Annotated in this window: 21 protein-coding genes and 1 pseudogene; 10 read left to right on the forward strand and 12 right to left on the reverse strand. The window is 61.4% G+C overall.

All coding sequences use genetic code 11. The annotated features are described in order from the left end of the window. Positions 1-72 precede the first annotated feature (72 nt). Both AC1D1L_RS00585 and AC1D1L_RS00590 read left to right on the forward strand, forming a co-directional pair. Positions 73-834, forward strand: a pseudogene (locus AC1D1L_RS00585) (tyrosine-type recombinase/integrase); the annotation flags it as partial. A 25-nt stretch (positions 835-859) separates the two neighbouring features. Then, positions 860-1036: a hypothetical protein gene (locus AC1D1L_RS00590; protein WP_477337973.1), complete on the forward strand. Its 177-nt coding sequence runs from the start codon at positions 860-862 to the stop codon at positions 1034-1036. 135 nt (positions 1037-1171) lie between these two features. Here the strand turns inward: AC1D1L_RS00590 and AC1D1L_RS00595 are convergent, their stop codons facing one another. The 3 genes from AC1D1L_RS00595 to AC1D1L_RS00605 form a co-directional block, all read right to left on the reverse strand. After that, the gene (locus AC1D1L_RS00595; RefSeq protein WP_477337975.1) at positions 1172-2089 is read right to left on the reverse strand and encodes an oxidoreductase; all 918 of its coding nucleotides are present in this window, start codon (positions 2087-2089) and stop codon (positions 1172-1174) included. 49 nt (positions 2090-2138) lie between these two features. Further along, the gene (locus tag AC1D1L_RS00600; protein ID WP_477337976.1) at positions 2139-2708 is read right to left on the reverse strand and encodes a TetR/AcrR family transcriptional regulator; all 570 of its coding nucleotides are present in this window, start codon (positions 2706-2708) and stop codon (positions 2139-2141) included. Between the two features lie 416 nt (positions 2709-3124). Further along, positions 3125-3880 (reverse strand): AEC family transporter, encoded by a 756-nt coding sequence (locus tag AC1D1L_RS00605; protein ID WP_477337978.1) that lies wholly within the window; start codon positions 3878-3880, stop codon positions 3125-3127. A 659-nt stretch (positions 3881-4539) separates the two neighbouring features. On the opposite strand from AC1D1L_RS00605, the gene AC1D1L_RS00610 reads away from it, so the two are divergent. Next, the gene (locus AC1D1L_RS00610; RefSeq protein WP_477337980.1) at positions 4540-5880 is read left to right on the forward strand and encodes a TubC N-terminal docking domain-related protein; all 1341 of its coding nucleotides are present in this window, start codon (positions 4540-4542) and stop codon (positions 5878-5880) included. A 1021-nt stretch (positions 5881-6901) separates the two neighbouring features. On the opposite strand, the gene AC1D1L_RS00615 is transcribed toward AC1D1L_RS00610, so the two are convergent. Further along, on the reverse strand, positions 6902-7501 hold the full coding sequence (locus tag AC1D1L_RS00615; protein WP_477337982.1) for an SOS response-associated peptidase: 600 nt from the start codon (positions 7499-7501) through the stop codon (positions 6902-6904). Between the two features lie 66 nt (positions 7502-7567). Further along, positions 7568-7825: a DUF982 domain-containing protein gene (locus AC1D1L_RS00620; RefSeq protein WP_112561894.1), complete on the reverse strand. Its 258-nt coding sequence runs from the start codon at positions 7823-7825 to the stop codon at positions 7568-7570. Positions 7826-8015: 190 nt separating this feature from the next. Here AC1D1L_RS00620 and AC1D1L_RS00625 point away from each other — a divergent pair, with 190 nt between their 5' ends. Then, complete coding sequence (locus AC1D1L_RS00625) at positions 8016-8474, forward strand: hypothetical protein (protein WP_477337984.1); 459 nt, start codon at positions 8016-8018, stop codon at positions 8472-8474. A 78-nt stretch (positions 8475-8552) separates the two neighbouring features. Here the strand turns inward: AC1D1L_RS00625 and AC1D1L_RS00630 are convergent, their stop codons facing one another. Next, positions 8553-8762: a DUF768 domain-containing protein gene (locus AC1D1L_RS00630; protein ID WP_192252188.1), complete on the reverse strand. Its 210-nt coding sequence runs from the start codon at positions 8760-8762 to the stop codon at positions 8553-8555. 34 nt (positions 8763-8796) lie between these two features. After that, positions 8797-8958, reverse strand: a complete 162-nt coding sequence (locus tag AC1D1L_RS00635) for a hypothetical protein (RefSeq protein ID WP_477337986.1) — start codon at positions 8956-8958, stop codon at positions 8797-8799. A gap of 119 nt (positions 8959-9077) precedes the next feature. Here AC1D1L_RS00635 and AC1D1L_RS00640 point away from each other — a divergent pair, with 119 nt between their 5' ends. Next, the gene (locus AC1D1L_RS00640; RefSeq protein ID WP_477338718.1) at positions 9078-9842 is read left to right on the forward strand and encodes a pseudouridine synthase; all 765 of its coding nucleotides are present in this window, start codon (positions 9078-9080) and stop codon (positions 9840-9842) included. 177 nt (positions 9843-10019) lie between these two features. On the opposite strand, the gene AC1D1L_RS00645 is transcribed toward AC1D1L_RS00640, so the two are convergent. Both AC1D1L_RS00645 and AC1D1L_RS00650 read right to left on the reverse strand, forming a co-directional pair. Then, the gene (locus AC1D1L_RS00645; protein WP_477337988.1) at positions 10020-10601 is read right to left on the reverse strand and encodes a histidine phosphatase family protein; all 582 of its coding nucleotides are present in this window, start codon (positions 10599-10601) and stop codon (positions 10020-10022) included. 140 nt (positions 10602-10741) lie between these two features. Next, the gene (locus AC1D1L_RS00650; protein WP_477337990.1) at positions 10742-12076 is read right to left on the reverse strand and encodes a dicarboxylate/amino acid:cation symporter; all 1335 of its coding nucleotides are present in this window, start codon (positions 12074-12076) and stop codon (positions 10742-10744) included. A gap of 223 nt (positions 12077-12299) precedes the next feature. On the opposite strand from AC1D1L_RS00650, the gene AC1D1L_RS00655 reads away from it, so the two are divergent. The 3 genes from AC1D1L_RS00655 (at position 12300) to AC1D1L_RS00665 (ending at position 16161) form a co-directional block, all read left to right on the forward strand. Next, positions 12300-14174 (forward strand): sensor histidine kinase, encoded by a 1875-nt coding sequence (locus AC1D1L_RS00655; RefSeq protein WP_477337992.1) that lies wholly within the window; start codon positions 12300-12302, stop codon positions 14172-14174. Beyond that, positions 14171-15520: a sigma-54-dependent transcriptional regulator gene (locus AC1D1L_RS00660; RefSeq protein ID WP_352592726.1), complete on the forward strand. Its 1350-nt coding sequence runs from the start codon at positions 14171-14173 to the stop codon at positions 15518-15520. The genes AC1D1L_RS00655 and AC1D1L_RS00660 overlap by 4 nt, the downstream gene beginning before the upstream one ends. 296 nt (positions 15521-15816) lie before the next feature. Continuing rightward, positions 15817-16161 carry a hypothetical protein gene (locus AC1D1L_RS00665; RefSeq protein ID WP_352592729.1) on the forward strand — a complete coding sequence of 115 codons (345 nt, stop codon included), beginning with the start codon at positions 15817-15819 and terminating at the stop codon, positions 16159-16161. Positions 16162-16183: 22 nt separating this feature from the next. Here AC1D1L_RS00665 and ggt read toward each other — a convergent pair whose 3' ends face one another. The 3 genes from ggt to AC1D1L_RS00680 form a co-directional block, all read right to left on the reverse strand. Beyond that, positions 16184-17923 carry a gamma-glutamyltransferase gene (ggt, locus tag AC1D1L_RS00670; RefSeq protein WP_477337995.1) on the reverse strand — a complete coding sequence of 580 codons (1740 nt, stop codon included), beginning with the start codon at positions 17921-17923 and terminating at the stop codon, positions 16184-16186. A 142-nt stretch (positions 17924-18065) separates the two neighbouring features. Further along, positions 18066-19358: an L-rhamnose catabolism isomerase gene (gene rhaI / locus AC1D1L_RS00675; protein ID WP_477337997.1), complete on the reverse strand. Its 1293-nt coding sequence runs from the start codon at positions 19356-19358 to the stop codon at positions 18066-18068. 106 nt (positions 19359-19464) lie between these two features. Continuing rightward, positions 19465-21567: a bifunctional rhamnulose-1-phosphate aldolase/short-chain dehydrogenase gene (locus AC1D1L_RS00680; protein ID WP_477337999.1), complete on the reverse strand. Its 2103-nt coding sequence runs from the start codon at positions 21565-21567 to the stop codon at positions 19465-19467. Positions 21568-21751: 184 nt separating this feature from the next. Between AC1D1L_RS00680 and AC1D1L_RS00685 the strand changes: the two genes are divergently transcribed. Beyond that, positions 21752-22555, forward strand: coding sequence for a DeoR/GlpR family DNA-binding transcription regulator (locus AC1D1L_RS00685; protein WP_192258893.1), 804 nt, complete (start codon positions 21752-21754; stop codon positions 22553-22555). Between the two features lie 49 nt (positions 22556-22604). Beyond that, positions 22605-23600, forward strand: coding sequence for a rhamnose ABC transporter substrate-binding protein (gene rhaS / locus AC1D1L_RS00690; RefSeq protein WP_477338001.1), 996 nt, complete (start codon positions 22605-22607; stop codon positions 23598-23600). Positions 23601-23676 lie beyond the last annotated feature (76 nt).

Raw genomic sequence — 23676 nt, forward strand, 5'->3', positions numbered from 1 at the left:
GGATGGTATTTCCGTTGGTATTGGGCATCCTGTTGGTATCAAGAAGCCAAGTGAGGTCCCATCAATGGCCCCATCGATGTAAAATGCCGAAATGCCAGACCCGCTTCAAAACTCGTCAAACTGTCAGACGGAGGCGGCTCCAGCTTTGGGTGCAGCCCACAGGATCGCGCCTATGGCGCCTCGCCTATCGATTTGACGGCGAGCAGAAGGTTCTCGCGCTAGGCGGCTACCCGCTCATCTCCCTCGCCGAGGCACGCGAAGCCCGCGATAATGCAAAACGTCCACTGCTGGCTGGCATCGATCCCGCACAAGAACGCAGTTTGCGAAAGGCCGGTTCGGCAAAGGACACCTTTCGCTCAATCGCGGACGAATATGTTGACAAGCTGAAGAAGGAGGGACGTGCCGACCGGACGATCAGCAAGGTCAAATGGCTGCTCGACTTTGCCTATCCGATAATCGGCGACAAGTGCATTCGGGAGATCGATACGGCGACCATCCTTACCGCCATCCGTCGCGTAGAGGTTCGCGGTCGATACGAGTCGGCCAGGCGATTGCGCTCCACCATCGGCAGCGTGTTTCGATACGCTATCGCGACCGCACGCGCCGAGACAGATCCGACCTTCGCCCTCAGAGGCGCACTCATCAGTCCGACCGGTAACGCCTCGCGCCGCGACTACCGATCCGAAGCACTTGGACGCTTTGCTGAGGGCTATCGATACATTTGACGGACAGCCTACAACCCGAGCCGCCCTGAAGCTGATGGCGCTGGCGTTTCCTCGCCCCGGCGAGCTTCGCGCGGCAGAGTGGGACGAGTTCGATTTTGAAAGCTCGGTGTTAGGCTGACTTGCCATGAGCTTTCATGGCAAAATCCAATCTGCGCACGCAAGCCCAGTTCGGTATCCTCCCCGTGTTCGAGGCAGTGCTCGATCAGCACTGGACGGAGGAACGGTGCGAAAGCGGTGTGGACGGCACGCGCCGCCGAAGACCTGCGGCGCTCCGACTGCAACATTTGCAGTCGAGCGTCGTGACGTCCTGAAACCAGCGACGTCGGGACGCATCTCTTCCCAGGTGGGGTCTTGGCCGGTCTTGGTCTAGATCAAGCGACGCCGAAGCTCAGCTTGGAAAATTCGGCGCGCATGAGCGATGTTGCGGAAGCCGATGGTGAGTGAGGTCAGGCGGCCGGCAAGCCCGGATCGATGCCGGTCATGTCGATGGAGACCTCCCAGAGCCGCTTGGCGAGCGCCGGATCTTCGGCATGCGGCGCCCGCCTTGCTTCGCCGGCTGCACCGCGGATTCCGCCAAAGCCGGTGGGACCGTAATAGCCTCCAGGCTTCACCTTGCCGGTCGCGGCCAGAAGCGCCGGCCAGGCGCCCTTGTCGGCGCTATTGAGCAACAGGCCGACGATTGGGCCAACGATCTGGATCAGCCCCATGTGACGGCCAAGACTTGTGGCAGCGACGCCAGGATGGACGCCGATTGCTGTGACGGGCGACTTCGCCGCGCGCAGGCGACGATCCAGTTCGAAGAAGAACAGCGCGCTCGCCAGCTTGCTGGCGCCGTAGCGTTCGGTCTTGATATAGTTTTTGTCGGCATTGAGGTCGTCCCAGTCGATCTTGGCCTTCAGATGCGCGACGCTCGAGGTCACGACCACCCGCGCTCCCGGCGTCTCCGCCAGCTTCGGCAGGAGCAGCGAGGTGAGCGCGAACACGCCGAGATGATTGACGCCGAACTGCGATTCGAACCCCTGCTTCGTGCGCGTCAGAGGTGGGTTCATAACCCCGGCATTGTTGATGAGCGCATCGATCCGCGGCTCCTTCGCGGCGATCTCGGCTGCGGTACGAACGCTCTCCAGGTCACCGAGGTCGAGCGGTAACCAGACGAGATCGGCGTTCGGCGTGATCCGCTTGATCCGCGCGATGGCATCCTGCGCCCTGGTCTGTTCGCGGCAGCCGAGCAGGACGCGCGCGCCCCTGGCGGCAAGCACCCGCGCGATTTCGAACCCGACGCCGGCATTGGCGCCCGTGACGATGAAGCTTTTCCCCGTCTGTTGGGGGACATTGGCTTCGGTGAAACCCTTACTATTCGACATTTTCGATCCTTATGTGTGAGTGCTTACATGCTCATTTGTGGGATAAAACTCAGGCGGCGGACCCCTTCCAGAACAGGTCGAATCCGGCCTGCCGGATGGCGTCACTTTCCTGCGGTTTGGCTGTGACCGCGTTGATGCTGATGTCGGCCAAGTCGAAGAGAATGGTATCGATGTAGAAGGCGATCCTGTCAGGCGCGGCATGGCCGGCGAGACACTCCTCCACCATCGTCCGCGCATCCCGCTGCATGGCGTGGCACCGGTTCCGGCTTTCCGCCGTCACACGATCCGACACCTTCAACTGGCGAAGGGCCTTGCGCGCCGTGGCGTGAGCCAGTCCCCAGTCGATCAGACGGTTCCAGACCGCGAATAGCCGCTCTTTGGCGGAGTCGTCCGCGGGATATGGCGCCAGCATCGTCTCTGTGAGGTCGGTCTCGATCTCGAGAAAGAGCTGGTTGAGCAGATCGTCCTTGGTTGGAAAGTAAGTGAACAGCGTTCCCTCAGACACGCCAGCAGCCTTTGCTATCTTGGCCGTGGACGCGGCTGTGCCCAGGCTGGCGACGAACTCGGCCGCTGCATCGAGCAATGCCTGTCGCTTTTCTTCACTGAGGGGACGCGCCATATTTCCAACTAACGATATTGAGTGAGTGGATGCTCAATCATATAGGGGGTGGCATGAGATTGGTCAAGGGGGCAGCCCCGCGACAGGCACGGCGGCGGTATCAATTCGAAAGTCGCTTCGGCCCGCGTCGCCGCCTCTACGATGGATTGCGCCGGCCACGATTCACCCTCCCGAAATGTTTGTCACGGGCTCGGTCCGTCAGCGCCTCTCTTAATGGACGATCTTCGAGCGAGTGCGGGAAGAAGGAGATGTAAACCGCCTAGGCCGGGAAAGCATCGCTAAGACGATTGCCAGTGTGGCGATGCCAAACAGGGTGCTGGCGATGACCATCGAGCCGATTGCCCCGGAGTCGAGACGATAGTTCACCGCAAATAGAATGCCGAAGAAACCCGACGGCACAGCGGAGATCAGAATGGCTATGTTTGCCGCTCGGTGGGGATTGGCAACGCAAACGCGATTGCCGCAGTCAAGACCGGTCGGCCGACGTCGGCAAGCCCCGTTGCAGCGATCACCTTCCAATTCAAGCGAAACGGTTGCGAGGAGAGGACAAGGCCTGTCAGGAACAGCGCCACGCCGGGAGCGGTGACTCCGATGAGCATGAGGCTCGCCTTGGCGAGGGAAATGAGCTTCAGTCCGGCTAGCGAACACAGTATGCCGAGCGCGGGAGCCAGAACGATCGGTTTCGTTACTGAACGAAGGAGTGCCGTCCAAACCTGTTCCGCGGAGCCCACTGCCGTTTCTTCGTTCGCATGCCTGGTATCCAGTTCGACGACGATCAAAGAAAGTGGGCTGACAATCATCGAGCCGACGGCAAGCGCGACGGCGACCGGAACGGTGCCGCCCGTTCCGACAACGGCAGCTGCCACGGGGAGGCCAACTCCGGCCAAGTTTGGGAAGGATATGGTCAAGGCCTGAAGCGCCGCGTCTGCCTTGGAAACATCCGAAGAAGCACGGACAAGAAAATACCATGCAAGATAAACGAGCAGCATCACGAAGCCGAGGATCAGGAAGAGTGGCGCTTGCTCGACCATCTCCTCTTGCGGTGCCGTTGCGGTCGCCACGAACAGTGAGGCAGGCAGCGCGAAACTCATCACGAAAGTGTTCAGATCGCCGACGTGGCGGTTGTCGACGATCCGAAGCCATCCGGCGCAGTAGCCTGAAAAAACGTCCACATTTAATCTTCTCGGATTCCGCCTCTGGCACCATTTTTCTACTGAAAATGCTTTATTTCCAGTAGGACATAAGAACCTGATGGATGTCCACCCACCCGAAAATCCACCTTAGAATGCTTCGTTGGCAGCCTTATGAGAGCCGCGTTCCTGCCTATACTATGGCCGCCCAAGCGGAGGCATGATCAGTCATCAGATTGACGAACTTGCAGGCGGCATCAAAGTTGTCCGATTGGTCGCCCTTGGTCTCAAGTGCAATCGCGCTGGATAGATTCTGTTTCGATGAAAATCGCGAACGGTCGTCGAGGTGTAATTGATGGACTTCTGCGAGTCAGCTACCGTGGCCCCTCTCCGTGCTTTCCCGCATCTTTGATAGCATCTTCAAAAATCGAACAGCTTGCCTAACGGTTCCCGTCGGTCCCTCGATCGCCTGCTCCTCGCCGACGCCTTTCTTTGGTCTCAGCAATTTGCAAGTATGGATGATCCATCTGGAAGGGCAGTGAAGGGGATACACATTCAGGCCATTGATGGTGTTTGACTAGTTGGCGACGCGGTCGATTTAACGGCCTCGTGGGAGTGGGCTGACCCGCCGATCAAAGTGGTCGCATCGGGTAGAGCCAGTCTCCACCCTTCGAAGGTAACGTTCAGTATCAGGAACACTCATGATGGACGTCAGCACGCTTCTAACAATTTTACGTAGCCGCAAGGTGAACCTATGGGTAGAAGGGTCTCGGCTTAGATGCAGTGCTCCTGTGGGTGCAATCGACGCGGAATTGAAATCGGCACTTGTCGATCAGAAAGATGAGATAATTGCCCTCCTGCAAGCGGATACGCCGCCAGGTCGTTTGGCTGAAGCGGCGCCAGCTAGATCCGAACAGCCAGCAAGCTCGACACTGCAGACGATTTGTCGCGAAGTTGCTGCACCGGTTCCGGTGGCACCTGAACGAATGACGCAATTTGTGAGCGAATTGCGCAGTTGCAGTTTTGACCTCGCTAGTTGCGCAAAGCGACTGGGGGTTTTTCCTCGCCTAGGGGTTAATTTCTGGACCTCGATGAGACCCGACTGGGTCGCTCGTGCAAACGATCCCATCGACAATCTTATTTCGCTCTTTATTGATGGCCGCCAGGTCAACGCGAACCTCGTTGCCAAACAGCTTACGTCGAGGTTCGTCGATACAGCGCTTGATATGGGCCTCCTGACCGACTGTGGGGGCGGAGTCCTGCAAGCGAACGCGTGTTTATTTCCTTGCTACGGCAGCTACATTGTAACGGACCATGCTGCCAAGAATTCCACAATCAATCAGGTCATGTGGTTATGGGGAGAGAGCTTTGTTCTCGGCGGCTTGGTCAAAAGAAGTCCACGGCGGCGGGCAGTCGATTTGGGGACAGGATCCGGTATTCACGCGATACTGGCGGCAGATCATTGTTCGTCGGTTATCGGCGCGGACGTCAATCCGCGCGCTGTTGAATTTGCAACGTTCAATGCAATGCTTAACGGCAAAAGCAACGCACAGTTTATTTTAAGCGATTTGTTCAAATCAATCGAGGGAACATGCGATCTCCTCTTGGCCAATCCTCCTTACGCTCCTGACAGTGCGGCGCAACCAGGAGACAATTTCTGGAGCGGCGGACTGCAAGGGACAGACCTGCTTCGAAAAATTGTCGAATCGCTGCCTGCCAAGCTCGATCCTGACGGAACAGCCCATCTAATTGCCCTCTATCCGAATCCGCCCGCCACAAAGATTCGAGATCATTTTGATATGTGGCTTGGTGGGAAGATAGGCGACTGGGATGTGCTGGATCACACCTGGCCGGTGCCGCACTACGAAGATTTATTCTCCTTGCAGCCCTACCAGGGCGACAAGAGCGCGTGGCGTTTCGGCGTGGTCAGTCTGCGTCGCTCTGCGTCCGGAAATGGTTGGTGGAAAGAGGGGGCCGGCAGAGGTTTGTTTTTCGGGACGGATGGACGCTGCAACGTGATTGCCGATCACGACGGCCACTGACCCCCTTGCGCTGGGAAGAGCCGCAGGAGTGTTAGACTGCATTTTGTGTTTTCTTAAGCGCTGGGATTTCTCTCTGCGCCGTCAAATGTCCCTCTCGCGGTGATCGTCCTAAGATCCCGAAGGACATTTTATACGGGCTAATGCAACAGCAACGACATCCAGTTGAATAAGCGTAGATCCGCTTAGCGGCGCTAATACGAGAGGGGCGCGACAGCCGAGCAGGCGGTCTTAGTTCATTTTGACGCTGATCGAACGCAAGGAGAGCGTATTGCGCTGCCGCTGGCTCAAATCGCCAAGGGTTGGAATACGGTGATTGGCGGGTTGGGAGACGCTTGTGCCCTCATTTGAACGACTAATGAAGATGCAGCCCATTCGCGGGGATAGATTCCCACTCGTCAATCTGCCTAAAGATAGACGGCTGCGTGGTGTCTATCTGCTGACCGAGGGAGAGTGCCATCTCTACGTTGGACGATCAAACGACATCATAGGCCGTTACTACGCACATCGCCGCGAAAGCTCTGGGGATGGCGTGGCTCCCTTCGCATTCAGGCTGGCATGCTTATCGAGCGATCGAACCGCAATCTCGAATGTGAAAGGTCACCCAGAAACCCGCGCTATGAAGATGTTGGATTTGGAGTATCGAGCCCATTTCTCTGCAGCCAAAACAAGAATCCGAAAGATGGACTTTCGATATGTGGTTGAATCAGATCCCGTAAACCAAGCCATCCTGGAGGTCTATTGCGCGGCCGCCCTCGGAACACCCCACAACACCTTCGACAATCATTAATTCGAGCCTTCCGGAAGCCGAGGGGCGCTAAGAGCGATGCGCTACAGACCTGTGTTACAAGATCTCGACGTCGCAGGAAATTTCATATAGAAATCAATGCCGAGGCGCGTACCGAGCGCAATCCGCCTCCGGGCACCATCTCTTTCTCTGAAGAAATCAGGTGACTGACCTCTTACCGGCGGCTCCAGGCGGATCTCGGGACGCTGAATATGCCGGTGCGCCTCCGCAACCGAACTACGAACTGTCGGCGCGCACAGTCTCCACGCCCAGCGACCCGGCCGGAAGCGGCTGCAGCAGCTCGGCTTCCGGCTTCGTTAGATTGAGCCAGGCGGACCAGTTCTCGGGCTGAAGAACGACCACCTGCCGATTGTGATAGGGCGCGATATCCGGTCCAGGCTCGGTCGTCAGCATGGTGAAGGTTGGCGGCTTGTTGCCGACGGCTTCACGCCAGAGCCCTGCGATGGCCATGAACGGAGAGCCGTTGAGGGTGAAGCGATGCTTGGCCTTCGGGTATTTGGTGCCGGTGAATTCGAAGAAGGCGGATGCCGGTACGAGACAGCGTTTGCTGCTCCCGAATTGCCGACCTTCGGAGCGGAAGTTGAACACTGGTCCGCCTTTTGGTCCGGCCGGTGGAAATCCGAACGTCATCGAAGCCAGTTCAACAACGCCGGTGTCGCCGGCGGCGCGCATTATCGGGGCCGGATCATTGATGTGGATGTCGTCCGCCTGCGGCAGGTCGAGTTCGGTTTGGTGGGTGGGTATCTCGAGGGCCAACGACTCCAGCATCCGGCAATATTCAGCCCAGAGAATATGCTGTTCATAATCGTTGCACATGGAAGGCTCCGAACCGGGCTGCCAGTTTAAGGCAAACGAAGCGGCGATGAAAAGCAGCGGGCCGCTCTAGGCATCGCGCTCAACCAGTATATCGGCCTCGATCGCCGCATTGACGAAGGCTGCGCGGGCATAGCGGGCCTCTTTCAGGCCTTCGAGAGCGCCAAGGCAGGCTTTGCGGGCCGCGACGTGATAGCGGCCCGTCTTCACCGGCCAGCGGTTGATGAGGATGTCGGCGGCCTGGGCGACACGCTCGACCTTGTAGATCGTGTTTCTGGACCTGCCGAGCGCGACGCGAACCGGCTCATCGAAATGCTGGTCTTGCATGCTTTCCCTCCCGAACGCGACCGCAGTGTCAATTCGGGAGAGCCAGTTCGGTTCCACAGGCACGATTTGCCAACACAAAAACCCCGCTTGCCGAAATCACTTTGCGCACAGGGGCCAGATTGCGGATTTGATTTGCTTGGTAATCCCCTCTTCCTAGGGCAAACTACCTGCCGGGGCTGCAGGAGGAGAAATGCGAGCACGCGCAGCTACGATAGGCGATCTCGAGAGTGTTTTTCGGGATTTGTCCACGCGTATGTCGGACGAGTATGCGGCCGCCGGCAAGGACAGCAAGGCCGCCTACGACAATCTGATGATGAATTTGAAGGAAGGCCGCGCTCACGCGCTGGTCGAGGGCGACAAGACGGTGGCGATCATCGCCTGGCATGAGAACAGCGACGCCGCCGACACGCTGTTTGCCGCGCAGGAGGGTTTTTTCAGCGCCGCGACGGTCCGCTTCTGCCGGCGCCACATCCGCCATGTCCAGGCGCTCGCCGGCAACCTTCCCATCCACTCGCGCAGTTGGCTGCAGCGGGCCGACGTCGCCAAATGGTTCCGCGTCATCGGTTATGTCGAGCGCGGCCAGGAGAACGGCGCCACTGTGTTCGAATTGCCGCCAGCCAGGGCAGCGCAATCGATGCGTGCCGCATAGGGCTGCGCCCTCACGGAGGCAATCATAGAAAAGCCCACCGCCAAGAAGGCGATGGGCCGACATTCGCCTGCAGCGGGCTTAGATTTCGGGCTGATCGAGCGCCTCGTAAATCACCCGTTCCAGCGAACCGAAATCCTCTTCGATCTCGCTGACCTCAAGGCCTGAATGCCGAGCATCCAGGGCTGCCAGCGTGGTCAGGATTCGAGCTGTTGCCTTGTCGGCAGGCAGTTCACCCGGCAGGTGCTCGTGTATCCAGCCTTGCATAAAATCAACGCCGCGCTCGCTCATTGAATTGTTCTCCTGCCTGGAGTTCGATCGGAAATCACTCTCCCAAAATGACCCCGGAGGCGACAATCTGGGCCGTCAGCCTGGTGAGCTTCCCCCGCTTCACGAGTACCGGTTTCTCGTAGATTTTCTTCATACCAATGCCCTTCGCGACAGTTCGCTCGTCAGTAACAACGTCTTTCGCGAGGCCGCGTTCCATGGCCGGCGCTGAGCCCGACGCCCCTGAGTTGGAGAGCTCGGCTTCTGTCGAGCATGTTGCGCCACCATCGCGCCGCGTGGCATCTGTCGCTGCCGCTCATTGTGATGCAGAACAGGATTATGGCGCAGCCGCCCAATATTAACCGACAATCGGCCCTGGGCACAGGCGTCAGCCTGAACCGGGCGCTTTCCAAGCTTGGTCTGTGTTCGCGCAAGCAGGCCGAGCTGCTGATCGCCGAGGGACGCGTGCGGGTCGGCGGCAAGGTGGTGCGCGATCCGTCGCTTCGCGTCGATCTCAACCGTGATCGCATCAGTGTTGACGGCGAGTACGTCACTGCCGAGGCCAGGGTCTACCTGATGGTCAACAAGCCGCGCGGGCTGGTCACCACCCGCGACGACCCCGAGGGGCGCGGCACCGTCTATGACTGCCTTGCCGGACTCGACCTGCCTTTCGTGTCGCCGGTGGGGCGCCTCGACAAGGCCAGCGAAGGCCTGCTGCTGATGACCAACGACACGCGCTGGGCGAATGGCCTGCTCGATCCGGCGTCGCATGTCGCCAAGACCTACCACGTGCAGATCGGCACCGCGCCTGACGAGGCGATGCTGGCGCGATTTCGCGACGGCGCTGATGTCGATGGCGAGTTGCTGACGGCGCAATCGATCGAGATGCTGCGCAGCGGCGGCCGCACAGCCTGGCTGGAGATCGTGCTCGATGAGGGCCGCAACCGCCAGATCCGCCGCCTGCTCGGCGCCTTCGATATCGAGGTGCTGAGGCTGGTTCGAGTGGCTATCGGCGCGTTGCAACTCGGTGAGCTCGCCAAGGGTCAGGCGCGGCATCTGACATCAGAGGAATTGGCGCTGCTGGCGACTGCGGGACTGCGTTAGCCCCCTCACCCGGATTGCCAACCGATTTGCAAAGGGCAATTCGGACAATCCGACCTCTCCCCGAGGGGAGAGGAGGTCGCCGGCGTCGGTGCTCGCCTCTTCTCCCCCGCGGGGAGAAGGTGGCCGCGAAGCGGCCGGATGAGGGGCCTCGCGCATCCGTCAGAAGTTCAACCAGGACTATTTCTGGTTCCACTTGCGGATGACGGGCTCGGTCAGGTCGTGCTCGTAGCCGAGGATGCTGATGCTGGCGGTGTCGAGTACGAAATGCGCGCCGCCCTCAGGCGGCAGGCCGAGCCAGCGTGCTGCCAGTACTCTGAGGAAATGCGAGCTCGAAAATACCAGCACGTTTCCCTCGATGGCGCGCATCCCGGCGATGATTGTGTCGGCTCGCGCCCCGACATCCGCGGCGGTCTCGCCGCCGGGACAGGCATCGCGAAACAATTGCCAGCCGGGACGCTTGGCCAGAATCTCTTTGGTCCCTACGCCCTCATAGGCGCCATAGTCCCATTCCTGCAGATCGTCCTTCTTCACCGCAGCAGAACCGAAGCCGGCAAGCGTGCAGGTGTTGAAGGCGCGCTGCGACGGGCTTGACCACACCGCCTCAAAGGACAGGCCCTCGAGCCGGTCCGCGACGCCGCGGGCGGCGGCCTCGCCCGCCGTCGTCAACGGGATGTCGGTGCGGCCCGTGTGCTTTCCCGACGCGCTCCATTCGGTCTCGCCGTGACGGACGAGGTAGATTTCGGGATACGCGCTGCTCATTCACTCACCTTCGGCTTGGACCCGAGCGCACCCTAGCCGGGAAGGCGCGGCCGGCGCCAGCCGCCGCGCATCTGTTGCTAAAGAAACAAGGCCGCAGCCGGCGAAGCGGCTGCGGCCTTGAGGTCGAACGCCTTGGGAGATCAGGCGGGCTGCAGATCGCCCGACAGCGCCAGGTCGGCTTCCTCGGACAAGGTGCCGGCCATGGCGGCGGCGAACTTGGTCTGGTCGAGTTCACCTTCCCAGCGCGCCACGACGATGGTCGCCACCGCATTGCCGACGAAATTGGTCAGCGCCCGGCACTCCGACATGAACCGGTCGACGCCAAGGATCAGCGCCATGCCGGCGACCGGCACCGTAGGCACGACCGACAGCGTGGCGGCGAGCGTAATGAAGCCGGCGCCGGTGATGCCGGCCGCACCCTTGGAGCTCAGCATGGCGACGAGCAGCAGCAGGATCTGGTCGCCATAGGTGAGCGGCGTGTCAGTCGCCTGGGCGATGAACAGGGCGGCCAGCGTCATGTAGATGTTGGTGCCGTCGAGATTGAAGGAATAGCCGGTCGGGATGACCAGGCCGACCACCGAACGGGTGCAGCCGGCGCGCTCCATCTTGGCCATCAGGCCGGGAAGTGCCGCTTCGGACGACGAGGTGCCAAGCACCAAAAGCAGCTCTTCCTTGATGTAGCGGATCAGCGCCAGGATCGAGAAGCCGTTGTACCATGCGACAGCGCCAAGCACGACCAGCACGAAGAGCAGCGAGGTAAGGTAGAAGGTGCCGATCAGGAAGGCGAGGTTGGCGATCGCGCCGATGCCGTATTTGCCGACGGTGAAGGCCATGGCGCCGAAAGCGCCGATGGGGGCGGCCTTCATCAGGATGCCGACCAGGCGGAAGATCGGCGAGGTCAGCGCCTGCAGGAAATCGACAACCGGACGGCCACGGTCTCCGACGAGAGCCAGAGAAATGCCGAACAGCACCGAGAAGAACAGCACCTGCAGGATGTCGCCCTGCGCGAAGGCACCGGTGATGGTGTCGGGGATGATGTTGAGCAGGAAGCCGACGATGGTCGTGTCATGCGCTTTCTCGGTGAAGGTCGCGACCTTCGAGGGATCGAGCGTTGCCGCATTGATGTGCATGCCGGCGCCGGGCTGGACGATATTGGAGACGACCAGGCCGACGATCAGCGCCAGGGTCGAGAACACCAGAAAATAGATCATCGCCTTGCCGGCCACGCGGCCGACCTTTTTCAGGTCGGAGACGCCGGCAATGCCGGTGGTCACCGTCAGGAAGATGACCGGCGCGATCACCATCTTGACCAGCTTGATGAAGGCATCGCCGAGCGGCTTCAGCGAAGCACCGAGTTCAGGATAGAAATGACCGAGCAGGACGCCGGCGGCGATCGCCGTCAGGACCTGCACATAAAGATGCCGGTAGAAAGGTACTTTGCCGCGCGGTTCGGCGGCAGCGGATGCTGGCTGCATGACGTCCTCCATGGCGCCCCTATCGAAAGCTCGACCTCCCGGGGCAGTTGTTTTGACCTCCGCAGCCTTGCGACTGCTGAATGGATCATTGCAACTGCCGTGCCAGACCGCGTGGCGAGGTCGTACTCCTTGATTTTGTTGATTATTTCGATCGATCGAGGTTGGTGTCGCTCAGACGCAAGTGCGGACATCCGCATGACTGAATTGTGCTTTGTGCGAAATCATGCACAAATGGGCGATGCTGCAACGCCCTGCCGCTGCCTTGTCATCGACGCCGGAGCAACTCGGCAAGCGGGCACGCCGCGCCTGGCTGCTGTTTGCGGGAATAGCGCTTGTGTTCGTGGCGACGGCGCTCACCGGCGCCGGCCTCTATGCGCGCCGTGCCGAGGTCGCAACGCTGGCGGCGCAAGGCCGCACCGATGCCAACCTGAAGGTTGCGCTGCTGCGCGCGGTGCTGGAAAGCCCGCGGGCGCTGCCGCTTCTCCTTTCCGAGGATCAGCAGGTACATGACGCCCTGCAGAACAAAGGCGCAGTCGCGATCGACGTGCTCAACCGCAAACTCGAAGGGCTGGTCTCCGGCACCAAGGCGTCGGTGCTTTATGTCACCGGCGTCGACGGGTTCGCAATCGCTTCCAGCAACTGGCGTGAGGCGACCAGCTTTGTCGGCAACGACTATGGTTTCCGCGCCTACTTCTCCGGCGCCATGCAATCCGGAACCGCCGAGTATTTCGCTCTCGGTAACACCAGCAAGCGCCCCGGCCTCTACATTTCGCGGCGCGTCGGCAATGCGGCCGCACCGCTTGGCGTCGTCGTCGTCAAGATGGAATTCGACCAGCTCGAGGCCGACTGGCACGAGGCCAACCGCCCGGCCTATGTCAGCGATGATCATGGCGTCGTGCTGATCACCAGCGTGCCGTCCTGGCGTTTCATGACCACGGCACCACTTGCCGGCCCGCTGGCTGCCACCATCCGGAGCAGCCAGCAATTCGGCAACGCGCCGCTGATCCCGCTGCCGATCACCCGCCCTGAGGCATTGAGCCCTGACGTATCGATGGTGCATGCGGTGACGCCCGGCGGCAGCGATGCCGAATATCTCAGACTTTCGACACTGGTCCAATCGACGCCATGGCGGCTCGACTATCTCGTCCCGGCCGAAGCGCCGATCGCGGCTGCGGTGCGTGAAATGCGGCTGCTGGCGCTGGGCGTGGTGGTGCCGCTGCTGGCGCTGGCCGGCTATCTCCTGTGGCGACGGCAGTCGGCGCAGATGCGCATTGCCGCCGAACAGGCGGCGCGCATCGAGCTCGAACGCCGCGTCGTCGAGCGCACGCATGATCTGAGCCTGGCGCGCGACCGGCTGCAGGCCGAGATCACCGATCACCGCAGCACGGAGGCCAAGCTGCAGGTCATGCAGCAGGAACTGGTGCAGGCCAACCGTCTTGCGACCCTCGGCCAGGTTGCCGCCGGCGTCGCGCATGAGATCAACCAGCCGGTGGCAACGATCCGCGCCTATGCCGACAATGCGCGTGTGTTCCTGGAGCGCAAGCAGACCGCCTCGGCCGAGGAGAACCTTGGCGCGATTGCGGCGCTGACGGAGCGCATCGGCGGCATCACCGAGGAGTTGAAGGTCTTTGCCCGCAAAGGTCGCACCGCGGCCGAGCCGGTCGAGTTGCGCGACGTCATCGAAGGGGCGGTCGTGCTGCTCAGGAGCCGCTTTGCCGGCCGGCTGGACGCGCTTGACATCACGCTGCCGCCGCAGACACTCAAGGTGATGGGCAACCGGCTGCGGCTGGAGCAGGTGCTGATCAATCTTTTCCAGAACGCGCTGGAGGCGCTGGACGGCCGCGACGGCGCCAGGGTGCAAGTTTCGGCGCAGGAAACGGCCGACGGCGTGGCGCTTGCCGTCGCCGACAACGGACCGGGCATTTCGCCCGCTATCCTCAAATCGCTGTTCACGCCGTTCAACACGTCGAAAGAGAAAGGCCTTGGGCTCGGCCTCGTCATCTCGCAGGATATCGTCGCCGATTATGGCGGTCGCATCGAGGTGGCGAGCGGCAGGGACGGCACGCGCTTCACCGTTCACCTCGCCAAGGCTCGATGATGGACACCGCACCGGTCATCCTGATCGACGACGACAGCGAGCTGCTGAGAGCCACTCGGCAGACGCTGGAGCTTGCCGGCTTTTCGGTGTCGGCCTTTGCTTCCGCTGCCGAGGCGCTGGCCGGGCTCGACGCCAACTTCTCCGGCGTGGTGGTGTCCGACATCCGTATGCCCGGCATTGACGGCCTGCAGCTCTTCGATCGCGTTTTGCAGCTCGATCCTGACATTCCGGTGATCCTGGTCACCGGGCATGGCGACATCGCGGTTGCAGTCAAGGCAATCAAGGACGGCGCCTACGATTTCATCACCAAGCCGTTCGCCGCCGACCGGCTGGCGCAAAGCGTGGCGCGCGCAGCCGAAAAGCGCCGCCTGGTGATGGAGAACCGCGCCTTGCGCGAAAGCGCCGAACAGGCGCAGGACGGGCTGCCGCTGATCGGCCAGACGCCAGCCATGGAGCGGCTGCGCCGCACGCTGAGGCAAATCGCCGATACCGATGTCGATGTGCTGGTAACCGGAGAGACCGGCTCCGGCAAGGAGGTGGTGGCGAGCCTGCTGCATCGCTGGAGCCGGCGCGCCAAGGGAAATTTCGTGGCGCTGAATTGCGGCACGCTGCCGGATACGGTGATCGAGAGCGAATTGTTCGGCCATGAGGCCGGCGCCTTCACCGGTGCACAGAAGAAGCGGATCGGCCGCATCGAGCATTCGAGCGGCGGCACGCTGTTCCTCGACGAGATCGAAAGCATGCCGGTCTCGACCCAGGTACAGATGCTCAGGGTGCTGGAAATGCGCGAGGTGACGCCACTCGGCACCAACGAAGTGCGGCCGGTCGATCTGCGTGTCGTTGCCGCCGCCAAGGTCGATCTCGGCGATCCCGGCCAGCGCGGCGCCTTCCGCGAGGATCTCTATTACCGGCTCAACGTGGTGACGATCTCGATCCCGCCGCTGCGCGAACGCCGCGACGACGTTGCCTTGCTGTTCTTCTATTTCGCCGAGCGCGCCGCCGCCCGCTTCCACCGTCCGGTACCCGTTGTGCCGGCTTCGGTACATCGCCATCTCGGCCAGCATGACTGGCCGGGCAATGTGCGGGAGCTGGCGCATTTCGCCGAGCGTTTCGTGCTTGGGCTTGAGGAAGCGGCGCAAGCGTCGCTTTCCGCCTCGGCGGAAACGGACGACGCCGGTTCGCTGCCGGAACGGCTGGAACGCTATGAGGCCGATGTGATCCGCGAGACGCTTGGCCGCAATGACGGCGATGTCCGGCGTACGATCGAGGCGCTCGGCATCCCGCGCAAGACCTTCTATGACAAACTGCAGCGGCACGGCATCGTGCGCAGCGATTTTTCCAGGTAATTCAGGGGTGTGAGCCTAGAGCGGTTCGCCGTTTCACGGAAACGGCGAACCGCTCTATCTCTTTGTTTCGGCGCAATTCCCAAGGGAAAGCGCTACGCGCTTTTCCCGGGAAAACCGATCACACTTTTCCTGGAATTGCTTTAAAGCGTGGTGGATTTTGCGACCCTGTCCGAAAAAACCGTGGCAAGTCGGCATCAGAAGGTGTTGAAGACCGCATCGGCCGCCTTCGGCAATGCGCGATCCGGTTGCGCTCGGCAGATGTTGATGATTTGTTGCCGGTCAGCGGAGAATGAGTGATGCGAGAACCTGTCGGTCAAGATGAATATGGGTCGACCAATCCCTTCGATCCGGACGATCTGCCGAATTTGAACGCGATCGGCCCGGCCATGGGCGGCGGCAACGACTTCGAGAAATACGCCGTCGCCGTGATCATCGTGTTCGGCGCGCTCATCATTGGCGGGCTGATGGCCGCTTCCATGACCTTCGGCCACCGCAACGGCTTCCTGTTTGCGCTTGGCGGCGCGACCGCCGCCTGGATATCGGGCAATGCGCTGCTGCTCGACCGGCCGCGCATTTACGCGCTGTTCGTTGGCATCGCCGCGCTGATGCTGGTCGGATCGACCCTCACGCTCGTCCTTTGATCGATCCTTGTTTGATCGTGATCTAGTATCCTAGAGCCTCGCCGGATGCGGCGCGGCTGTCGATGGCGCCGTTGTAGCGGGCGCCGCCACCCTTCTCGATTTCCGCAAGGCTCTTGCCTCCGACAAGAATGCCGGCCGCCTGGCCCCAGGTCGAATCAGCGAGATCGAGGTGGTAGCCCATGCCGGCCAGCAGCTTTTCGGTGTCGGGCGACAGGCCGAACGGTTCGACATAGATCGTATCGGGCAGCCACTGATGATGGATGCGCGGCGCGTCGATCGCCTCCTGGATGTTCATGCCGTGGTCGATGACGTTGACGATGGCTTCCAGCGTGATGGTGATGATGCGTGAGCCGCCAGGGCTGCCGATGACCATGAACGGCTTGCCGTCCTTGGCCACGACGGTCGGGCTCATAGACGACAGTGGCGTCTTCTTCGGCTGGATGGCATTCGCCTCGCCCTGGACCAGACCGTAGAGATTGGGCACGCCGGGCTTCTGGGTGAAATCGTCCATCTCGTTGTTAAGCAGGATGCCAGTGCCGTCGGCAACGACACCGGCGCCGAACGAGCCGTTCAGCGTGTAGGTGACCGCGACCGCGTTGCCGTCATTGTCGATGATCGAATAATGCGTCGTCTCGTTCGACTCGCCAAAGCCCTTCGGCATCAGGTCCTGAGAGACCGCCGCCCGGAACGGGTCGATCTTGTCGCGGATGTCCTTGGCGTACCCCTTGTCGAGCAGTTTCGAGACCGGGTTGTCGACGAAATCGGGATCGCCAAGGGCCGAGTTGCGGTCAACATAGGCATGGCGCATCGCCTCGACCATGACATGCACAGTCTCGGCCGAGTCGGCGCCGAGATAGGATAGCGGGTACCCTTCCAGCACGTTGAGGATTTCGCAGATGATGACGCCACCGGAGCTCGGCGGCGGCGAGGAGATGATCTCGTAGCCGCGATAGGTGCAGCTCACCGGCTTTAGTTCGCGCACCGCATACTGCTCGAAATCGGCCTTGGCGAGAATGCCGCCCTTGGCGCCGCTCGCCTTGACGATGGCATCGGCGATGGCGCCTTTGTAGAAGGCATCGGCGCCTTTTTCGGAAATGGCGGCGAGCGAGGCGGCAAGGTCGGGCTGGAGGAGACGCTCGCCGGCGCCATAGGGCTTGCCGTCCGGCTTCAGGAAGATGGCGGCCGCGGCAGGGTCCTTCGCCAGCCGCGCGGCATTGCTTGCGAATGAAGCAGCGTCACCCTGGTCGAGAACGAAGCCATCCTTGGCATAGGTAATTGCCGGCGCCATCAAGTCCTGGCGTGGCAGCGTGCCGTATTTTTCGCGCGCCATCTCGAAACCAGCCACGGAACCCGGCACGCCTACCGCGAGATAGCCATCAAGGCTGGCGCCCTTCACCGGCTTGCCATCCTTGTCGAGATACATGGTCTTGGTTGCCGCCAGCGGCGCGCGCTCGCGAAAGTCGAGGAAGGTCGATTTGCCGTCCTTGAAGCGTATGGTCATGAACCCGCCGCCGCCGATATTGCCGGCATTAGGGTAGAGGACCGCGAGCGCATAGCCGACGGCGACCGCCGCATCGACGGCGTTGCCGCCCTTCTTCAGCACCTCGACGCCGGCTTCCGACGCGAAATGCTGGGCGGTCACGACCATGCCGTGCTCGCCCTTCGCCGGCTGCGGCGAGGCAGCGAAGACGGCTGCGGATGGCGTCAGCGCTATTGCGAGCGAAAGGGTGACGCCAATCAGCGTCCGGCGGGTCAAGGGCATGGCGGTGCTCCAAGTTCAGTGTGCCTAGAAGAGCTACTTGGAGCGGCCGAGTCCATCATCAATATGAGTGAACACATATTGGTGTTCGCCCGCTGGCCGAGGAGTTGCTGATCTCCCCCCTCGTGGGGGAGATCAGCCAACCTCAAACAATCCCGCCGCTGCCGCCCGCAACCGCAGGCCGCTCCGCTGCGACCTTCGCCCTGTATCCTGCCGCACGATAGGCGGCGACCGGATCGATGGCGCCGCCGCTCTTCAACCGCGCCATGGCCAGGATCGGCTCGACATCGGTGCGGTAGGCGCTTTTGAGCGTTTGCGTCGCCATCAGCGCGTCATCGCCGTCCTGGAAACCTTCCAGCGCCTTGCGGTCGACCAGCAGCGCCTGGGCATAGGCGCGCTGCACCTCGACCGCCGACAGCATCAGGCTTTCGATGGGGTCGGTGACGTTGTGGCTCTGGTCGAGCATATGGGCGGGATCGAAACCCTCGACGCCGGAAAGCTCGGCATCGACCAGTTCGTTGAAGACGAGGAACAGCCGGTAGGGGTCGATCGAACCGGCATCGAGATCGTCGTCGCCATATTTGGAATCGTTGAAGTGGAAGCCGCCGAGTTTTTTGAACTGGATCAGCCGTGACACGATCATCTCGATGTTGACGTTGGGCGCATGGTGGCCGAGGTCGACCAGGCAGAAGGCCTTGTCGCCGAGCTCCCTGGCGATGAGGTAGTTGGTGCCCCAATCCTGCACGACCGTCGAATAGAAGGCCGGCTCGTACATCTTGTGCTCGGTGAACAGTTTCCAGTCGGCCGGCAGGCCAGCGTAGATCTCCTTCATGGCATCGAGATAGCGCTCGAAGGCTTTGGCGAAATTCACCTGGCCCGGGAAATTCGAACCGTCGCCGATCCATACCGTCAGCGCCTTCGAACCGAGCGTCTTGCCGATCTCGATGCATTCGAGATTGTGCTCGACCGCTTGCCGGCGGGTGCCGACATCGGCATGCGACAGCGAGCCGAATTTGTAGGAGAGCTTCTGGTCCTTCGCGTCGGAGAAAGTGTTGGAGTTCATGGCGTCGAAGCCGAGGCCGAAGCGCGAGGCCGCCTGCTTCAGCCGGTTCGGGTCGGCCTTGTCCCAGGGGATGTGCAACGAGACGGTCGGTGTCGCCTGCGTCAACTGGCTGATGACGGCGCAGTCCTCGATCTTGTCGAAGATGTCGCGCGGCTCGCCAGCGCCGGGAAAGCGGGCAAAGCGGGTGCCGCCAGTGCCGACGCCCCAGGACGGAATGGCAACGGCGAATTTTTCGACCTTGTCTCTGATATCGTCGATGGCGATGCCGCAGCGGTCGAGGCGTTCGCGGAGAGAGGCGTAATCGCGTTCAAGGTTGGCCTCGCGCTGGGCGTTGTGGCTGGCGACGAGGTCGGCGGAAATGATGGTTTCGGACAAGTGCTATTCCTCCCAAATGCGTTCGTCAGCGCTGCCCCTCATCCGGCCCTTTGGGCCACCTTCTCCCCGCATAGTGACGGGAGAAGGGAAGCGCTTCGACGTTCGCTCAGCGCGTAAAGCTCTGCGCGTTGCCAGCGTCGACGTTGATGATGTTGCCGGTGGATTTGGCCGACATGTCGGAGGCGAAGAAGTAGATCGCCTCGGCGATGTCTTCCGGGAACACCGAACGCTTCAGCATAGAGCGCGAGCGGTAGTGCTCTTCGAGGTCGTCGGTCGACATCTTGTAGGCGGCGGCGCGCTGTTCTTTCCACTCGCCGGTCCAGATTTTCGAGCCGCGCAGCACGGCGTCCGGATTGACGACATTGACCCTGATCTGCGCTTCCGCGCCCTCCAGCGCCAGGCAGCGGGCGAGATGGATCTCGGCGGCCTTGGCGGTGCAGTAGGCGGCGGCGTTGGGCGATGCGGCCAGGCCGTTCTTGGAGGCGACGAAGACGACATTGCCGCCGATCTTCTGGGCGCGGAACAGCCGGAAGGCTTCGCGAGAGACCAGGAAATAGCCGGTCGACAAGATGTCCATATTCTTGTTCCACAGCGCCAGCGTCGTCTCTTCGATCGGCGCCGAGGAAGCGAGGCCTGCGTTGGAGACGAGAATATCAATGCCGCCGAACTCGACTGATGTTTCGGCAAAACCGGAGACGACCTGTTCCTCCGATGTGACGTTGATCAGAACCGGGCGGACGAAGTCATTGCCATAGGCCTTTGCCAGTTCCTCATTGGCGCTGGCAAGCGCTGTTTCGTCGATATCGGCCAGCACCACGCAGGCGCCTTCGCGCAACAGCCGGTTGGCTGTGGCCCGGCCAATGCCGCCGGCGCCACCGGTGACCAGCGCGATCTGGCCGGCAAGCGACTTCGGCTTCGGCATGCGCTGCAGCTTGAGGTCCTCGAGCAGCCAGTATTCGATGTCGAAGGCTTCCTGTGCAGGCAAGCCGACATAGGACGAGACGGTCGAGGCGCCGCGCATGACATTGATGGCGTTGACGTAGAACTCGCCCGAAATGCGCGCCGTTGCCTTATCGCCGGCGAAGGTGAACATGCCAACACCAGGCATCAGATAGACGACGGCGTTGGGATCTCGTATGGCGGGCGAATCCGGATGCTTGCAGCTGTCGTAGTAAGCCTGGTAGCCGACGCGGTATTCGGCAATGTCGTCGGCAAGGCGGGCAATGACCGCATCGACATCGGGCTTGGCCGGATCAAACTTGATGACCAGCGGGCGGATCTTTGTGCGCAAGAAGTGATCCGGGCATGATGTGCCGAGCGCGGCCAGCGGGCGCAAATCCCTGGAGTTGACGAATTCGAGAACGGCGGGCTGGTCGTCGAAATGACCGAGCTTGTGGCTCTTTTCCGAGATCAGGCCGCGGATCCTCGGCATGAGTTTTGCCGCGATGGCGCGGCGCTCAGCAGCGTTGAGCGACTTGACCACTTCGCCGCCGAAGATGGCCAGGCCCTCGGAGCGGCGCTCGAACCATTCGATCGCCTGGTTGATGACCGAGATCGTCGTCTCGTAACATTCCTTGGGCGTATCGCCCCAGGTGAACAGGCCGTGGCTTTCCAGGATGACGCCCTTGGCCTCGGGATGTTCGACGCAGAATTTTTCCAGCCACAGGCCGAGTTCGAAGCCCGGCCGCTTCCATGGCAACCAGCCGATGGCGTCGCCGAAGATTTCTTTCGTCAGCGCCTTCGAATCCTTCGCGGCGGCAATGGCGATGATGGCATCGGGATGCATGTGATCGACGAAAGGCTTCGGCACATAGGCGTGCAGCGGCGTGTCGATCGAGGCCGCGCGCGGATTGAGGTTGAAGGTGCAGTGGGGGAGGTAGCCCACCATCTCGTCCTCATGCGCGACGCCGCGATAGAGGCCCTTCAGCGCCCGCAGCTTGTCCATGTAGAGGGTGGCGAAGCCGTCGAGCTTGATCGAGGCGCTGTCGCCGCCCGAGCCCTTGACCCAGAGCACTTCGACCTCAGCGCCGGTGAGCGGGTCCTTCTGCCAGATCTTGGACGAAGTGTTGCCGCCGCCATAGTTGGTGACGCGCTTGTCGGAGCCCAGCGTGTTCGAGCGATAGACCAGAAGCTCAGGCTCACTCAGCCCGTTGGCCTTCGCGTCGTCCCATAGATTGGCAAGGCGCGAGCCGGAGCGCTTGTCGAGCATGATTATCCTCCCTGGGACGCAAAAAGGCGCGGTCCATTTTGCCGGGAATGTCTACGCAAGCAGGTCGGTTGTCAATCACAAACGATCAATATCAATCATATTGCACTGCACAATGAAATTATATGATCGGAAATGATTGACACTGGTTGTTTTCTAGTGCCTCATGAGCGTGCAGGGAGGAACCATGCACGAAAAAGAGCGCCACAGGATCATTCTGTCCGCCGTCCAGGAAAAGCCTGTGGTGACGGTGCAGGAGATGGTCGACCTGACGGACTCGTCCGAGGCGACGATCCGGCGCGATATCGCAGCCCTTCACGTACAAAAGCGCCTGCGCCGGGTGCGCGGCGGCGCCGAGGCAATCTCGCCTCCACAGTTCATCGGCCTCGCCGGCCGGCCCTTTTCCGTCAACGAAACGCTGAATGCGTCGCAGAAGCGGGCGATTGCGCGCGAAGCGGTGGAGCTCTGCACAGACGGCGAGCCGATCATCATCAATGGCGGCACCACCACCTTCCAGATGGTGCATTTCCTGACCGGACGCCGCATGCCGATCTTCACCAATTCGTTCCCGATCGCCGAGCATCTACTCAAGCATTCGAAGAACACGGTGATGCTGTCGGGCGGCACCATCTACCGCGAGCAGAACATCATCCTGTCGCCCTTCGACAATGACGTGACGCGCAATTTCTATGCGCGCCGCATGTTCATGGGTGCGCAGGGGCTCGGCCCGCTCGGCCTGATGGAAGGCGACCCGCTGCTGATCCAGGCGGAGCAGAAGCTGATCGACCAGGCCGACGAGCTGGTGGTGCTGGTCGATTCCTCGAAATTCCGCCAGCGCTCCAGCCTGATCCTGTGTGGGCTGAAGCGCATCGCCACCGTTATCACCGATGACGGCATCGAGGATCGCGAAGCCAACATGCTGGAAACCGCAGGTGTGACGCTGATCGTCGCCCGCAAGTCGGCAAAGGAAGAATCTTCGCTGCAGGCCTGAGACCAACCGCAGCGACGATGGAATGCAACGCTCAAAGGGAGGAAATACAATGAGCTTCTTGAAGAAATTGATGGTGACGGCGGCATTCTCGGCCGCCATGTTCGTGAATGCCGCCTATGCCGAGAACGTCAAGATCGCGCTGGTGGTGAAGTCGCTCGGCAACGGCTTCTTCGACGCCGCCAACAAGGGCGCCGAAGAGGCGGCCAAGGAACTCGGCGATGTCGACATCATCTACACCGGCCCGACCAAGGCGACAGCCGAAGCGCAGATCGAAGTGGTCAATTCGCTGATCGCGCAGAAGGTCAACGCCATCGCGATTTCGGCCAATGACGCCGACGCGTTGGTGCCGGTGCTGAAGAAGGCGATGGAGCGCGGCATCACCGTCATCTCGTGGGATTCGGGCGTCGCCAAGGAAGGCCGCCAGCTGCATCTCAACCCGTCCGACACCGGCCTGATCGGCGAGACCATCATCAAGCTCGCCGCCGACTATCTGCCGGAAGGCGGCGAAGTCGCCATCCTGTCGGCTTCGTCGACCGCGACCAACCAGAACGCCTGGATCGAAGCGGCCAAGAAGGTGCTGCCGGAGAAATTCCCCAAGATCAAACTCGTCGCCACCGTCTATGGCGATGACGATTCGGCCAAGAGCACCGACGAAGCCAAGGGCCTGCTGAAATCCTATCCGAACCTCAAGGCGATCATCGCGCCGACCACCGTCGGCGTTGTTGCCGCCGCCCAGGTCGTCACCGACGCGAACCTGATCGGCAAGGTCAATGTCACCGGCCTGGCGCTGCCGTCCGAGTTCAAGAAGTTCATCGACAACGGTGCCAGCCAGGCGGTTGCGCTGTGGAACCCGATCGACCTCGGCTACTCCGCCGTGTACCTCGCCCATGACCTGGCGGTGAAGAAGGAAGAGGCAAAGCCGGGCGCCACTCTGTCGATCGGCCGCGTCGGCAAGGTCACGCTCGACGACTCCAACTCGGCTGCGATGGCTCCGCCCTTCCAGTTCGACAAGACCAACATCGAGAAGTTCTCCAAGATCTATTGATCTGGAGCGCCAGTACCCTCCCCCTTGTGGGGAGGGTCGGCGAGGCGGTCTTGCGAAGCAAAACCGGCGAGACGGG

The organism is Mesorhizobium sp. P2_D6 (assembly GCF_056404315.1).